13 protein-coding genes are annotated in these 14,469 nt (G+C 75.1%); 5 read left to right on the top strand and 8 right to left on the bottom strand.

Features of this window, described 5'->3' with window-relative positions:
* The first annotated feature begins 5 nt into the window (after positions 1 to 5).
* Entirely contained in the window at positions 6 to 1,631 is a 1,626-nt protein-coding gene (locus tag ACN265_RS13635) for an alkaline phosphatase D family protein (RefSeq protein WP_421407841.1), read from the top strand.
* 54 nt (positions 1,632 to 1,685) lie between these two features.
* Here ACN265_RS13635 and ACN265_RS13630 read toward each other — a convergent pair whose 3' ends face one another.
* The 4 genes from ACN265_RS13630 to ACN265_RS13615 all read right to left on the bottom strand — a co-directional run bounded on the left by ACN265_RS13630 (position 1,686) and on the right by ACN265_RS13615 (position 5,819).
* Complete coding sequence (locus ACN265_RS13630) at positions 1,686 to 2,378, bottom strand: hypothetical protein (RefSeq protein ID WP_204928351.1); 693 nt, start codon at positions 2,376 to 2,378, stop codon at positions 1,686 to 1,688.
* 270 nt (positions 2,379 to 2,648) lie between these two features.
* Entirely contained in the window at positions 2,649 to 3,278 is a 630-nt protein-coding gene (locus ACN265_RS13625) for an MBL fold metallo-hydrolase (RefSeq protein ID WP_421407840.1), read from the bottom strand.
* Positions 3,275 to 4,363, bottom strand: a complete 1,089-nt coding sequence (locus ACN265_RS13620) for an S-(hydroxymethyl)mycothiol dehydrogenase (protein ID WP_377682259.1) — start codon at positions 4,361 to 4,363, stop codon at positions 3,275 to 3,277. Before ACN265_RS13620 ends, ACN265_RS13625 begins: the two co-directional genes overlap by 4 nt.
* A gap of 67 nt (positions 4,364 to 4,430) precedes the next feature.
* Positions 4,431 to 5,819, bottom strand: a complete 1,389-nt coding sequence (locus ACN265_RS13615; RefSeq protein ID WP_421407837.1) for an MFS transporter — start codon at positions 5,817 to 5,819, stop codon at positions 4,431 to 4,433.
* Between the two features lie 292 nt (positions 5,820 to 6,111).
* On the opposite strand from ACN265_RS13615, the gene ACN265_RS13610 reads away from it, so the two are divergent.
* On the top strand, positions 6,112 to 7,560 hold the full coding sequence (locus ACN265_RS13610) for a cryptochrome/photolyase family protein (protein WP_421407834.1): 1,449 nt from the start codon (positions 6,112 to 6,114) through the stop codon (positions 7,558 to 7,560).
* A gap of 62 nt (positions 7,561 to 7,622) precedes the next feature.
* Here the strand turns inward: ACN265_RS13610 and ACN265_RS13605 are convergent, their stop codons facing one another.
* Both ACN265_RS13605 and ACN265_RS13600 read right to left on the bottom strand, forming a co-directional pair.
* The gene (locus tag ACN265_RS13605; RefSeq protein WP_421407831.1) at positions 7,623 to 8,531 is read right to left on the bottom strand and encodes an SDR family NAD(P)-dependent oxidoreductase; all 909 of its coding nucleotides are present in this window, start codon (positions 8,529 to 8,531) and stop codon (positions 7,623 to 7,625) included.
* Positions 8,532 to 8,579: 48 nt separating this feature from the next.
* Positions 8,580 to 10,055: a flavin-containing monooxygenase gene (locus ACN265_RS13600; RefSeq protein WP_421407829.1), complete on the bottom strand. Its 1,476-nt coding sequence runs from the start codon at positions 10,053 to 10,055 to the stop codon at positions 8,580 to 8,582.
* A gap of 234 nt (positions 10,056 to 10,289) precedes the next feature.
* On the opposite strand from ACN265_RS13600, the gene ACN265_RS13595 reads away from it, so the two are divergent.
* A complete protein-coding gene (locus ACN265_RS13595) occupies positions 10,290 to 11,138 on the top strand; it encodes a pentapeptide repeat-containing protein (RefSeq protein ID WP_421407828.1) in 849 nt (282 codons plus the stop codon).
* Between the two features lie 84 nt (positions 11,139 to 11,222).
* Positions 11,223 to 11,474, top strand: a complete 252-nt coding sequence (locus tag ACN265_RS13590; RefSeq protein ID WP_420115408.1) for a hypothetical protein — start codon at positions 11,223 to 11,225, stop codon at positions 11,472 to 11,474.
* Between the two features lie 68 nt (positions 11,475 to 11,542).
* Here ACN265_RS13590 and rnhA read toward each other — a convergent pair whose 3' ends face one another.
* Positions 11,543 to 12,007: a ribonuclease HI gene (rnhA, locus tag ACN265_RS13585; protein WP_421407826.1), complete on the bottom strand. Its 465-nt coding sequence runs from the start codon at positions 12,005 to 12,007 to the stop codon at positions 11,543 to 11,545.
* A 115-nt stretch (positions 12,008 to 12,122) separates the two neighbouring features.
* Between rnhA and ACN265_RS13580 the strand changes: the two genes are divergently transcribed.
* The gene (locus ACN265_RS13580; protein ID WP_421407824.1) at positions 12,123 to 13,229 is read left to right on the top strand and encodes a serine hydrolase domain-containing protein; all 1,107 of its coding nucleotides are present in this window, start codon (positions 12,123 to 12,125) and stop codon (positions 13,227 to 13,229) included.
* Between the two features lie 13 nt (positions 13,230 to 13,242).
* Here ACN265_RS13580 and ACN265_RS13575 read toward each other — a convergent pair whose 3' ends face one another.
* Positions 13,243 to 14,421: a lycopene cyclase family protein gene (locus tag ACN265_RS13575; protein WP_421407821.1), complete on the bottom strand. Its 1,179-nt coding sequence runs from the start codon at positions 14,419 to 14,421 to the stop codon at positions 13,243 to 13,245.
* Between the last annotated feature and the right edge of the window lie 48 nt (positions 14,422 to 14,469).

Genomic DNA, 14,469 nt, shown 5'->3' with positions numbered 1-14,469 from the left:
AGACCATGACGAACACCCTCGACCGTCGTACCATGCTGCGCCTCGCCGGCGCCTCCGCCGGCACCGCCGTCCTCGCCGGCGCCACCCTCGCCGCGGGCGGTCCCGCCCACGCGGCGGACGGCGCGTTCCGGCACGGGGTCGCCTCCGGCGATCCGCTGCCCGACGGCATCCTGCTGTGGACCCGGGTCACCCCCGTGGTGGAGGCGCTGCCCGGCTCCGGCCTCGGCCCGGACGTCGACGTACGCTGGCAGGTCGCCGCCGATCCCGACTTCGCCACGGTGACCGCGCAGGGCGTGGCACCGACCGGCCCGGCCCGCGACCACACCGTCAAGGTCACGGTGACCGGGCTGGCCCCGGCGACGACCTACTGGTACCGGTTCGGTCACGGTGACACCTGGTCGCCGACCGGTCGGACTATGACCGCCCCGGCGGCCGACGCGGCGATCGACCGGCTGCGGCTGGGCGTGGTGTCCTGCGCGAACTGGGAGGCCGGGCACTTCGCGGCCTACCGGCGGCTGGCCGACCGGGGTGACCTCAACCTGGTCGTGCACCTCGGCGACTACCTCTACGAGTACGGCACGGGCGAGTTCGACGCCGGCGGCACGGTGGTACGCCCGGTCGAGCCCGAACACGAGATGCTGACCCTGGCCGACTACCGGGTCCGGCACGCGCTCTACAAGACCGACCCGGGCCTGCAGGCGCTGCACGCCGCCCTGCCCTGGGTGATCACCTGGGACGACCACGAGTTCGCCAACGACGCCTGGTCGGGCGGGGCGGAGAACCACACCCCGGGCAGCGAGGGCGCGTGGGCCGACCGGGTCGCCGCCGCCCGGCAGGCGTACCAGGAGTGGATGCCGGTACGGATCGGCGCGGACGGCACGATCTACCGGCGGTTGCGCTTCGGCGGGCTCGCCGAGCTGTCCATGCTGGACCTGCGGTCGTACCGGTCGCAGCAGGCCGGCGGCACGGCGGTGGACGACCCGGCCCGCACCATCGCCGGCGCGGCCCAGCTGCGGTGGCTCGCCGACGGGCTGTCCGGCTCGACGGCACAGTGGAAGCTGGTCGGCAACCCGGTGATGATGGCCCGGGTCGACCTCGGTTCGCTGCCGGCGTGGCTGCTCGGCCCGCTGGCCAAGCTGCTCGGCATCCCGCAGAACGGCGCGGTGCTCAACCCCGACCAGTGGGACGGCTACAACGCCGACCGGGACCGGCTGGTCGACCACCTGCGGGCCACCGGCACCCGGGACGTGGTCTTCCTCACCGGCGACATCCACACCTCGTGGGCCAGCGAGGTGACCACCCGCTCGACGGGGTTGACCAACCCGGCCGCCGCCGAGTTCGTGGTGCCCTCGGTGACCAGCGACAACCTCGACGACGTCCTCGGGCTGCCGGCCGGCAACGGGCTGAGCCTGCTCGGCGCGACCCTGCTGCGCTCGACGAACCCGCACGTGAAGTGGACGGAGCTGGACGGGCACGGCTACGGCGTGCTGGAGGTGACCCCACAGCGCTGCCGGATGGACTGGTACCACCTGCTCGACCGGACCCGGGCCGACAGCGCGAGCCGGTGGGCCGCCGGGTTCTCCGTCGGCGTCGGGTCGGCGAAGCTGCGCCGGGAGGACGCCCCGGCCTGACCCGGGCGGACGCCGACCGGCCGGCCCCCGTCGTGGGGACCGGCCGGTCGTGGGTCACCAGAGCTGCTGGACGATGTCCGCCGCCTGCTGCTCCCACTGGGCGTACGCGTACGGGTACGCCGAGACCTGCACGGTCTGCGCGGCGGTGGTCAGCGGCAGGTCCCGCCACCCGTGCACGTTCTTCAACGCGCCGAAGAACGCCCGGGAGGCGTACCGGGGGTCGGTGACCTGCTCGGGCGTGCCCCACCCCGACGACGGGCGCTGCTGGAACAGGCCCTGCGAGTCGTGGTCGTTGTACGCGCCGAGGTGCCCCAGGTTGTACAGCTTCGACTCCTGCAGCGAGGTGGCCACGCCGATCACCGCGCCGCGCTCGCCCACGCCGCTGCGCTTGGCCTCGGCGATGATCTCCTTGGCGTTGGCGAGCTGCGCGTCGTCGAGCGGGACGCGGGACTGGGCACCCTCGACGCCGCGCGGGATGAGGTCGTCGGTGCTCGGCTTGCCGGCCGGCACCTCGGTGGTGGGGGTGCCGGTGGTCAGGCCGGACTCGACGGTGACGCCCTGCCGGCCCTTGCCGGTGGCCAGGTCGATCGCGGCACGGGCCCCCTCGTGGGGGCCGCTGGTGACGGGGGCGGCCACGGCGGCCGGTCCGAACGCCAGGCCGCCGAGGGCGGCGACGCCGGCGATGCTCAGTGCGGTTTTGCGGTCCTTCGCGATGGCCGGGAGCCATCGGGTGAAGTCCAGCTTCACGATGGTTGCCCTTTCGATCGTGGCGACGCGCTCCGGGGTGAGCGGGCCTCGGGGGAACTGCCCCGCCGGCCGGAGGTGTGGTGACCGGCGTACGGGGAACACAACCCACCGCCCCTGTCCGTCATTCCGGAAATGTGTAGGCCAGCTCGGGCTGTGGCCCGCCTCATCCCCGAAACCGGTCACGCGGCGCGAAAACGCCGATACGGCGGTATCCGGACGTTCGGATACCGCCGTATCGGCGACAGTACGACGGCGGGCGGTGCCCGCCGGTCAGTGGCCGCGGGCCAGCCACTCCTGCAGGTGGGGGGCCTCCGCGCCGACGGTGGTGTCGTCGCCGTGCCCGGTGTGCACCACGGTGTCCGCCGGCAGGGTGAGCAGCCGGGTACGGATCGACTCGACGATCGTGGCGAAGTCGCTGTACGACCGCCCCGTCGCCCCCGGTCCCCCGGCGAACAGGGTGTCGCCGGTGAACACCGCACCCAGCGCCGGGGCGTGGAAGCTGCACGCGCCGGGACTGTGCCCGGGGGTGTGCAGCACCCGCAGGACGGTGTCCCCGACGGTGATCTCCTGCCCGTCGGTCAGCTCCCCGTCGGGGGCCAGCCCGGGGTGCACCAGATCCCACAGCACCCGGTCGGCGGGGTGCAGCAGGATCGGTGAGCCGGTGGCCTTGGCCAGGTCGGGAGCGACCCGGACGTGGTCGTCGTGGGCGTGCGTGGCGAGGATCGCCACCACCCGCCGGTCGCCGACGACCCGGCGGATCGCGGCCACGTCGTGCGGGGCGTCCAGCACCACGCACTCGGTGTCGTCGCCGACGACCCAGACGTTGTTGTCGACGTCGAAGGTCTGCCCGTCGAGGGAGAACGTGCCGGAGGTGACGGCGTGGTCGATCCGGGCGGTCACGGGAACACCACCACCGACCGCAGCACGTCCCCGTGGTGCATCCGGCGGAACGCCTCCTCCACCTGGTCCAGGGCGATCTCCTCGGTGACGAAGGCGTCCAGGTCGAGCCGGCCCTGCAGGTAGAGCTGGGTGAGCAGCGGGAAGTCCCGGCTGGGCAGGCAGTCGCCGTACCAGCTCGACTTCAGCGCGCCGCCCCGGCCGAAGACGTCCAGCAGCGGCAGGTCGACGGTCATCTCCGGGGTGGGCACCCCGACCAGCACGACGGTGCCGGCGAGGTCCCGGGCGTAGAACGCCTGCTTCCAGGTCTCCGGCCGGCCCACCGCGTCGATCACCACGTCCGCGCCGAAGCCGCCGGTGGCGGCCCGGATCGCCTCGACGGCGTCCTCGGCGGAGGCGTCGACGGTGTGGGTGGCGCCGAACTTCCGCGCCCAGTCGAGCTTGCGGCCGTCGGTGTCGACCGCGATGATCGTGGTCGCGCCGGCCAGGACGGCCCCGGCGACCGCCGCGTCGCCGACCCCGCCGCAGCCGATGACGGCCACCGAGTCACCCCGGGTGACCTGCCCGGTGTTCATGGCCGCGCCGAGGCCGGCCATCACCCCGCAGCCGAGCAGCCCGACGGCGGCGGGCCGGGCCGCCGGGTCGACCTTGGTGCACTGGCCGGCGTGGACCAGCGTCTTCTCGGCGAACGAGCCGATGCCCAGGGCGGGGGTCAGCTCGGTGCCGTCGGTGAGGGTCATCTTGCGGGCGGCGTTGTGGGTGTTGAAGCAGTACCACGGCCGGCCCCGGCGGCAGGCCCGGCACTGCCCGCAGACGGCACGCCAGTTGAGCACCACGAAGTCGCCGGGGGCGACGTCGGTGACGCCCTCGCCCACCTGCTCCACCACCCCGGCCGCCTCGTGGCCGAGCAGGAACGGGTAGTCGTCGTTGATGCCGCCCTCGCGGTAGTGCAGGTCGGTGTGGCAGACCCCGCAGGACTGCACCCGCACCACCGCCTCGCCGGGCCCCGGGTCGGGCACCACGATGGTGGTGACCTCGACCGGAGCGCCCTTGCTCCGTGAAATGACGCCCCGGACTTCCTGGCTCACGCTGTGTCCTCCCTGCCTGCCGGCCCGACGGCCGGATGGGTCCCGCTCACCGCCGAACCTACCGCGATCATGCCGCCCGACCCATCGGTCCGCCGGACTCGCCGCCCGCCGCCCGCTCACCCCCACCGTCGGCCGGCTCCCCCGGCGGTACGCACACCGTCACCTCCGGCGTCGCCACCGGCCCGGCGTCGGTGGCCGGTGCGCGTCGTCGCCGGGCGGCGTTGCGGTACCGCAGCACCTGGACCGCACCCAACGCCCAGAGCAGGTACTGCACGGCGAACGCCCACCGGAACGCCGACAGCGGCGGGGCCGACGCGCCGGCCGGGGTGGTCAGGTCCAGCACCACCCCGATCGCCAGCACCAGCACGATCGAGGCGACGAACCCGCCGACGTTGACGATGCCGGTGGCGCTGCCGATGCGGTGCACCGGGTTGAACGTGCGGGCGTAGTCGAAGCCGATCACCGCGCCGGGGCCGCCCAGGGCCAGCACCAGCACCAGGACCACCAGCAGCCAGTGCGGCGAGCGGCCCGGCCAGGCCAGCACGACCGCCCAGACCGCGGCGCTGGCCGCGGTGACCACGAGGACCAGCGCCGAGCGGTGGAACGGGTGCCGGGCGCACAGGTGGGCGACCACCGGCCCGGCGACCAGCGTCCCGACCGTCATCAGGCTGAGCAGGGACGCGGCGGCCGTCGGCGCCAGCCCCTGCCCCTGCACCAGGAACGGGTACCCCCACAGCAGCGCGAAGACGGCCCCGGAGAACTGGGCGACGAAGTGCGTCCACAGGCCCAGCCGGGTGCCCGGCTGGGCCCAGGCGGCGGCGAGTTCCCGCCGCACCACGGACAGGGCGGGGGTCACGGCGGCCCCCGGCCCGACGTGCGGGGCGTCCCGGACGGCGACGAGCACCAGCAGCACCGTCGTCGCCCCTAATCCGGCGGCGACCAGGAACGCCGGGGTCCAGCCGGCCCGGTGGAGCAGCGCCACCAGCGGCACCGCGGCGAGGATCGCACCGAGCTGACCGACGGTGCCGGTGAGCTGCACCAGCAGCGGATTGCGGCGCCCCGGGAACCAGAACGCGACGATCCGCAGCACGCTGATGAAGGTCATCGCGTCGCCGAGGCCCACCAGCACCCGGGCGGCGACGGCGAGCCGCACGTCGGTGGCGACGGCGAAGCAGAGCTGCCCGGCGACCATCAGCGTGCCGCCGGCCAGCAGCAGCCGGCGGGAACCGTACCGGTCCAGCAGCACGCCGACCGGGATCTGCATGGCCGCGTAGACGACGAGCTGGGCGACCGAGAAGACGGCCAGCGCGGAGGCGTTGATGGCGAACCGGTGGGTGGCCTCCACCCCGGTCACCCCGAGGGAGCTGCGGTGGAACACCGCCGCCAGGTAGGCGGTGACGGCCACCGCCCAGACCACGGTGGCCCGCCGGACGCTGGGCGCGGGGAGGACGCTCACCGGTGGGCCGGGCCGGCGTCAGGCGCGCCGGGCCGGTCGACGTGCCCGCCGTACCGGGCCGGAAACCCGCTGGTCCGCGTGGTGCTCCGACACGGGAACATCCGCGTACGGCTATCCGTCATACCACCATGGTGCGTCGGGGCCGGCGGGGCGGGCGGCGGCGGGTGCGACGCCGGTGGCCCGCGCCACTGTCGGACGCACGGTGCGGTCGCCGGGCGGGCGGGCAGGGGCGATCACCGCGACCGCTCGACCCCGGCACGTGGGGTGACCGGACGGCGGGCACAATCGACGCATGTCTCCCCGCCGGTGGCTGCTCGCCGATCAACTCGGGCCGCACTTCCTCGACGACGGCCGGCAACCGGTGCTGCTGGTCGAGGTCGCCGACCTGTTCCGGCGTCGGCGGCTGCACCGGCAGAAGGCGCACCTGATCCTCAGCGCGCTGCGCCACCGCGCCGCCGAACTCGGCGACCGGGCGGTGCTGCTGCGCACCGCGACGTTCCGGGAGGCCCTGGCGGCCGTCGACGGCCCGGTCGAGGTCTGCCACCCGAGCACCCGGGCGGCCCGGGACTTCGTCCGGTCCGTGCCGGGGCTGACGGTGCTACCGCCCCGGGGTTTCGTCACCGACCGGGCCGACTTCGCCGACTGGGCGGACCGGCCCCGGCGCGGGCCGCTGCGGATGGTCGACTTCTACCGGTACGCCAAGCGCCGCCACGGGGTGCTCACCGGTCCCGGCCCGACCGACGGTGACCGCGGCGCCCCGGCCGGACGCACCCTGGACGTGCCACCCCCACCGCCGATCGTCGAGGACGACATCGACGCCGGGGTGCGGGCCGACCTGGACCGGTGGGAACGCGACGGGGTGCGGTTCGTCGGCCGGGACGCCCCCCGCTCCCATCCGGCCACCGCCGCCGAGGCCGAGGACCGGCTGGCGCACTTCCTGCGGTACCGGCTGCCCGCGTTCGGCCGCTACGGCGACGTGATGAGCGCCGAGGACCCGGTGCTGGCGCACGGGATGCTCTCCGCCGCGTTCAACCTCGGGCTGCTCGACCCGGCGGCGGCCGTGTCCCGGGCGGAGGCGGCGTGGCGGTCGGGTGACGCCCCGCTGGCCTCGGTGGAGGCGTTCGTCCGGGGGGTGCTCGGCTGGCGGGAATTCCTCTGGCAGCTCTACTGGTACGTCGACCCGCCCTACCGGGGCACCGGTTGGCTGGCCGCGACCGAACCGCTGCCGCAGTGGTTCGAGGACCTCGACGCCGACGCGGTGGAGGCGCGCTGCCTGGCCGACGTGCTCGCCGGGGTCCGGGACCGGGCCTGGGTACACCACGCCCAGCGGCTGCTGGTGCTCGGCAACCACGCGTTGCAGCGCGGCTGGCGGCCGACCGAACTGGTCGACTGGTTCCAGCGCAGCTTCGTCGACGGCGCCGAGTGGGTGATGAACACGACAGTGCTCGGCATGAGCCAGTACGCCGACCTGGCCCGGGTGGACACCCGCCCGTACGCCGTGGACGGCCGGTACATCGACGAGATCAGCGACTACTGCACCGGCTGCCGCTACCAGCCGGACCGGGAACTCGGTGATCTCGCCTGCCCGTACACCGGCGGGTTCGCGGCGTTCCTGCACCGTAACCGGGAGCGGCTGGTGGGTGATCCCCGCCTCGCCGCGGAACTGGCCGCCCGCGACGACCCGGAGTTGCGGGAGGCGGTGCTGGCGCAGGAGGAGAAGCGGGGCAGCAACCCGCCCTGACCGGCCCTCCTCCGCCGCCACCGTCGCGGCCGGCGGTCGGCGGCGTCGTGCCCGGGCCCGGGTCAGGCGACCTCACCGGCGGGTAGTTCCGTCGGCACCGGGGCCGCCACCCGGGCGGCCGGCGCGGACCGCGGGCCCGGACCACCGACGAGCCGGACCCCGGCGGCGACCAGCCGGCCGTGCGATCCGGGCGCGACCCGGGCAAGCAGGTCGGGCAGCTTCGCCGACCAGCCGATCAGCACCCGGCCGCGACGACGTTCGACCCCGCGCAGGATCACCTCGGCGGCCCGTCCGGGCGGAATGGACAGCAGCCTCTCGAACTGCTGCCGCGCCGCGTCGAACTCCTCGCGGGGCACCCCGCTGCCGACCCGGGCGTTGCGGGCGATGCGGGTGGCGATGCCGCCGGGGTGCACCGACGTCACCCCGATGCCGTCGTCGGCCAGCTCGTACCGCAGCGCCTCGGTGAAGCCCCGCAGGGCGAACTTGCTGGCCGCGTAGGCTGCCTGCCCGGCCGGGGCGATCAGCCCGAACAGGCTGGACACGTTGACCAGGTGCGCGCCGGGTTCGGCCCGCAACGCCGGCAGCAGGGCGTGGGTGAGCTGCACCGGGGCCCGGAAGTTGATGTCGACGACCCAGTGGAACTCGTCCATGGTGACCTGGTCGAACCGGCCGCCGAGGGCCACCCCGGCGTTGTTGACCAGCAGCCGGATCCGGGGATGCCGGGCCATGACCTCCTCGGCCACCCGGGCGGTGGTGCACAGGTCGGCCAGGTCGACCAGGTGGGTGTCGACCCGACGCCCGGGATGCGCGACGCGGACCGCGGCGGCCACCGCGTCGAGCCGGTCGCCGTCGCGGTCGAGCAGGACCAGGTCGCTGCCGCGGCGGGCCAGCCCGTGGGCGAGGGCCTCGCCGATTCCGCTGGCGGCACCGGTGACCACGGCGGTCCCGGCCGTGAAGTCGAAGTTACGCACGCGGCCTCCTTGCTGCGGGAAAGAGACGATAGGACGGTGGGAAAGGGCTCAGCCGACCGGGGTGTCGGCGGTCGCCCGGGAGAAACGCACCCCCTCGTCGACGAGCCGACCGTGTTTCATCAGCACGACGTCGCGGGGATAGTTCTGGTGCAGCCGCCACGGCGCGCGGGCACCCTGCCGGGGCAGCGTGTCCACACTGCGCAGCACGTACCCGGACCGCAGGTCGATCAGCGGCGACAGGTCGCCGTCGGGTGGTGCGACCGGGGTGACGACCTGCTGGCCGGTGGCGTCCAGGTGACGCAGCAGCCGGCACACGTAGGTGGCGACCAGGTCGGCCTTCAACGTCCACGAGGCGTTGGTGTAGCCGATGGTCAACGCGAAGTTCGGCACCCCGGAGAGCATCATCCCCTTGTACGCCACCGTCGCGCCGAGGTCGACGTCGACGCCGTCGACGGTGAGGGTCATCCCGCCGAGGGCGAGCAGTTGCAGCCCGGTGGCGGTCACCACGATGTCGGCGGGCAGCTCCGCCCCGGAGCCGAGCCGGACGCCGTCCGGGGTGAACGCGTCGACGGTGTCGGTGACCACCGAGGCGCGGCCGGTGGACAGGGCGTCGAACAGGTCACCGTCGGGTGCCACGCACAGCCGCTGGTCCCACGGGTCGTAGCGGGGCGAGAAGTGCCGGTCCACGTCGTACCCGGCGGGCAGCCGGCCCTTCGCGGCCCGCCGCAGGAACGCCCGCACCGTTCGGGGCGCACGTCGGGCGAGCTGGTAGTTGACGGTGCCGAACAGCACGTTCTTGGCGCGGACCAGGCGGTGGGCGGCGCGGGCGGGCAGCCGGCGGCGCAGCACGTCGGCCAGCCGGTCCCGGGCCGGCAACGCGATCACGTACGTGGGGGAACGCTGGAGCATGGTGACGTGCCCGGCCCGCCGCGCCAGCGCCGGCACCAGGGTCACCGCGGTGGCCCCGCTGCCGATCACCACCACCCGTCGGCCGGTGTGGTCGAGGTCGTCGGGCCAGTGCTGCGGGTGCACCAGCCGACCCGTGTACCGCCCGACGTCGGGGAAGTCGGGGGTGTAGCCGGCGTCGTACCGGTAGTAGCCGGTGCAGGAGAAGAGGAAACCGCAGGTCAGGACGATGTCGTCGGCGGTGTCGTCGCGGTGCACGTGGACCGTCCAGCGGGCGGTGGTGCTGTCCCACTCGGCGCGGCGCACCCGGTGACGGAACCGGATGTGCTCCTCGACGCCGTACTCCCGGGCGGTTTCCCGCACGTAGCGCAGGATGGTGTCGCCGTCGGCGATGGCCTGCGGCGCGGTCCACGGGCGGAACACGTAGCCGAGGGTGAACATGTCCGAGTCGGAGCGGATGCCGGGGTAGCGGAACAGGTCCCAGGTGCCGCCGATCGCGTCCCGCGCCTCGACCACCGCGTACGTCGTGTCGGGGCAGGTGCGCCGCAGGTGGCAGGCGGCACCGACACCGGACAACCCCGCGCCGACGATGAGCACGTCGACGTGGTCGGTGGGCATCGCATCTCCCGGGTCCGAGGCGGTGACCGGACCCTATCCCACCCTCCCGGGGCGGCGGGTGCCGCCGACCCTCCCGTGCATCCGGACCGCCCGGCCGTACCCGTCGCCCCGGTCGGCGGGCGGGACCCTCCCGGTCGGCGGGCCGGGGCTCGGCGGACAATGGCCGGGGCGGACCGGCCCGGACGCGGGGCCGGCACCGGAGACGACCACCGGACGAGGGAGACGACGGACAGCATGGCCGACACCACCGGGCTGCGGGCGGACTGCGCCCGCTGTGTCGGGTTGTGCTGCGTCGCCCCGGCGTTCGCCGCCTCCGCCGACTTCGCCCGGGACAAGCCCGCCGGCCGCCCCTGCCACCACCTGCGCGTCGACTCCCGCTGCGGCATCCACGACGAGCTGCGCGACCGCGGCTACCCCGGCTGCGTCGTGTTCGACTGCTTCGGCGCCGGCCAGCGCGTCAGTCAGGTCACCTTCGCCGGCCGGGACTGGCGCACCGACCCGGCCACCGCCGCCGGCATGTTCGCCGCGTTCACCGTCACCCGCCCCCTGCACGAGCTGCTCTGGTATCTCACCGAGGCGCTCACCCTCACCCCCGCCGGCCCGCTGCACGACGAGCTGCGCGCCGCACGCGACGCCACCGACGCGCTGGCCGGCGGCACGCCGCAGGAGCTTTCCACCGTCGACGTGGACGCCCACCGCGACCGGGTGAACCCGCTGCTCGCGGCGGCCAGCGACGCCGCCCGCGCCGGCACCGGCGGGGCCGACCGACGGGGCGCGCTGCTGCTCGGCGCGGACCTGCGGGGCGCGGACCTGCGCGGGGCGAACCTGCGCGGAGCCCGGCTGCTCGGCGCGGACCTGCGCGGGGCCGATCTGCGCCGGGCCGACGTCACCGGGGCCGACCTGCGCGGCGCGGACCTGCGTGGGGCGGACCTGTCCGACACCCTGTTCCTGCACCAGTCCCAGCTCGAGGCGGCCCGGGGCGACCGGCACACCACCCTGCCCGCACGGCTGCGCCGCCCCGCGCACTGGACCACGGTGGTGCCGCTCACCCCGACCCGCCGCCCGCGCCGCCCCCGCCGCTGACAGCCCCCGCCGCTGACGGCGACCGGCGTGGCCGCGCCCCGGCGGGTGGGTTTGCCGGGCGGTAGGGCGGGCAGGTAGGTCGGCATGACGGAACAACCACGCACCGACCGGGCCGACACCGACGAGCCGAACGGCGTGCCGGCGTACGAGGCGTCGCTGCGCCCGCCGGGCGAGTCGCTGGGCGACGGCGGGGACACCGGCGACGACTTCGCCGACCTGCCCGCCGAGGAGCACCGGTCGGCCCGGGAGACCAGCCGCGCCGGCTACGACGTGGCCGCCGTCTCTGGCGCGGGCGACCCCGCCGAGGAGGAGGCCGCCCACCCGCCCACCGAGTAGCGCGCCACCGGTCGGCCCCGACGCGGTCGCGGGGGGCGCGGTGCGCGTCGGCGCACGGGGACCCGTGCTCAGCGGGAGACGCCCACCGCCGCCCGCGCCTGCTTCATCCCCCGGTTGGCCAGCGCGTCAGCGCGCTCGTTCTCCGGGTGACCGTTGTGCCCCTTCACCCAGTGCCAGCTCACCTCGTGCCGGGTGCAGGCCGCCTCCAGCCGCTGCCACAGGTCGGCGTTCTTCACCGGCTGCTTCGCCGCGGTACGCCACCCGTTGCGCTTCCACGACGCCAGCCAGCTGGTGATGCCGTTGCGCACGTACGTGCTGTCGGTGTGCAGCCGCACCGTGGCCGGCCGGGTCAGCGCCTCCAACGCCTCGATCGCCGCGGTCAGCTCCATCCGGTTGTTGGTGGTCGGGGTGGCCTCGCCACCGCACAGCTCCCGCTCGTGCCCGCCGTAGCGGAGCAGCACACCCCAACCCCCCGGCCCCGGGTTGCCACTGCACGCCCCGTCGGTCCAGATCTCCACGACCCCGTCCACCATGCGGCCGAACCTACCGGCACCCCACCGGGCCCCCGCCGCAGGGACACGGACGCGCCCCGCCACCGGCCGGAAAACCGGCGGCGGCCCCGGGCCGGCTCTGGCAGAGTCGGCGACCGTGACCAACGACGGGGACGCCCTACGGGCCGAGGTACGCCGGACCATCCACACGCTCGTCGACTCCGGCCGGGAGGCAGGCGTGCAGGTGGCGGCCTACCGGCACGGCCGGCTGATCGTCGACGAGACCGCCGGGACCGCCGACACCACCACCGGCCGGCCGCTGACCGCCGACACCCCGATCTTCAGCGTCTCCACCGGCAAGGGTCTGACCAGCAGCGTCGTGCACGTCCTCGCCGAAGCGGGCCGGCTCGACTACGACCTGCGCGTCGCCGACGCCTGGCCGGAGTTCGCCCGGCACGGCAAGCACACCGTCACCCTGCGGCACGTGCTCACCCACACCGCCGGGGTGCCCGCCCTGCCCGCCGACGTCACCCCCGCCGACTTCACCGACTGGGACCGGATGTGCGCCCTCGTCGCCGACGCGGTGCCCCGCTGGGCGCCCGGCGAACAGATCGCCTACCACGCCTGGACGTACGGCTGGCTGGTCGGCGAGGTGGTCCGCCGGGTCACCGGCCGGACGATCTCCACCGTGCTCGCCGAGGACGTGGCCGCCCCGCTGGGCGTCACCGGGGAACTGTTCCTCGGGGTACCCGACACCGACCTGCCCCGGCTGGCCACCCTGGAGGACAACGGCCTGACCGACCTGATGGCATTCGCCTCCGCCAACCTGCCGCACTTCGACGCCGTCGCCCCCCCGGCCGTCCGCCCCGACGCCGGCATCGGCAGCCGACCCGACGTGCTGCGCGCCGACGTGCCCGCCGTGGGCACCCTCACCGCCCGCGCCGCCGCCCGGCTCTACGCCGCGCTCATCGGCGACGTCGACGGGGTACGCCTGATCTCCGCCGACCGGCTGCGCCAGGTCAGCGCGGTGGCTGTCCGGGGCGTCGAATGGGTGTTCGGGCAGGAGATGGCGTTCGGCCTCGGCTACACCGTCGACGACGACGGCTCGTTCGGCACCTCCGGCAGCGGCGGCAGCCTCGCCTACGCGTACCCGGAGCTGGGCCTGTCGGTGGCGGCGACCCGCAACCGGCTCGGCGCGAACGACGGCGACCCGATGGAGGGCCTGCGGACGCTGGTCCGCGACACGGTCCGCGCCGCCGGCTGACCGACGCCCCCGCTCAGCGCCGGGTCAGCCGGGCCCGCAGCCGACCCACCGCGTCACCGACCACCGCCGAGGTCATCGGCAGCAGCGGACTCGACCGCATCAGGGCCACGTCCTCCGCCGGGCCGGTCGCGCCGTCGAGGAACCGCAGCACCCGCGACGCCGGGTTCCGGTCGAACAGCCGGTCGAAGAACTCCGGCCCACCCACCGCGCCGGAGTCCCACGCCCGCAACGCCACCGCGTCCATCCACCGGTGCCGCCCCGGGTACGCCGGCCGGGGCACCGGCGGACGACCGGCGGCGAGCGCGGCGGCGACCTGCCCGGCCTGACGGTGCATCGCCGCGAAGGTGAACCCGGTCGACGGGCGGGTCGCCCCACCGGCGGTGCCCAGGCGCACCACCCGTGGCGACGGGTGGCCGTCGAACGGCGCGTCGGTCATCGGGATCACCCCGTCCTCCACCTCCCGCACCGTCAACGCCGCCAGGTCCAGCCCGAGCAGCCCCGCGTAGCCGCGCAGGCCGGCGTCGTAGCCCGCGTCGGTGAGCACCGCCGGGGAGAACTCGGTGTACTCGACGAGCGCGTACCGGTCGCTGACCGGCAGCACGTAGCCGAACGACACCCCCCGGGTCGGCTGCGGGGTGCGGAAGTCCATCAGCACCGCCCGCCCCGGATCGAACACCGGCGTCGACGACTCCAACCACCAGCCCCGGAAGTGCTGCAACCAGGCCGTCCGGCCGGGCCGGCGGGGCGGGCGGGGACGCGAGTCGAGGACCCACCCGGCGCGCAGCACCGCCCGCCCGTCGGTGTCGCGCACCGTCACCGTCGTGCCGTCGTCGTCGAGCGCCCCCACCGCCACGTCGTGGCGGGCCGCGCCGAGGCGCCGTTCCGCCTCGGCGGCCCGCTCGTAGACCGGGGCGGAACGCAGCATCGCGTACCGCAGCGGGGTCAGCTCCAGCACCCGGGTCGCCGCCGGGGTGGCCACCTCCACCCGCGACCAGCTGGCGCTGAGCATCGGCTCCAGATCGCCGCCGGGAGCGCCCCAGAACGCCCAGGTGCGGTCCTGGCCGCGCTTGCGCACCGGGTCCACCACGGCGACCCGCAACCCCGGCAGTTCGTGCCGGGCCAGCGCGGCGAGCACCAGCGAACCGGCCCCACCACCACCGACGACGGCAAGGTCGACCTCGCGTACACCCACCCGGCCACGCTGTCACACCACCGCCGGCCGGCCGCACCGACCCCACCG

It is taken from the genome of Micromonospora sp. WMMD730 (genome assembly GCF_049178955.1).
GTDB lineage: Bacteria > Actinomycetota > Actinomycetes > Mycobacteriales > Micromonosporaceae > Micromonospora > Micromonospora wenchangensis.
Note: the sequence above shows the minus strand (reverse complement) of the source record. Positions and strands in the feature narration are given on the sequence as shown.

Coding starts and splice junctions, on each gene's coding strand:
- ACN265_RS13635 (WP_421407841.1), top strand. CDS start 6: ATGACGAACACCCTCGACCGTCGTACCATGCTGCGCCTCGCCGGCGCC.
- ACN265_RS13595 (WP_421407828.1), top strand. CDS start 10,290: ATGGCCGACACCACCGGGCTGCGGGCGGACTGCGCCCGCTGTGTCGGG.
- ACN265_RS13600 (WP_421407829.1), bottom strand. CDS start 10,055: ATGCCCACCGACCACGTCGACGTGCTCATCGTCGGCGCGGGGTTGTCC.
- rnhA (WP_421407826.1), bottom strand. CDS start 12,007: ATGGTGGACGGGGTCGTGGAGATCTGGACCGACGGGGCGTGCAGTGGC.
- ACN265_RS13590 (WP_420115408.1), top strand. CDS start 11,223: ATGACGGAACAACCACGCACCGACCGGGCCGACACCGACGAGCCGAAC.
- ACN265_RS13610 (WP_421407834.1), top strand. CDS start 6,112: ATGTCTCCCCGCCGGTGGCTGCTCGCCGATCAACTCGGGCCGCACTTC.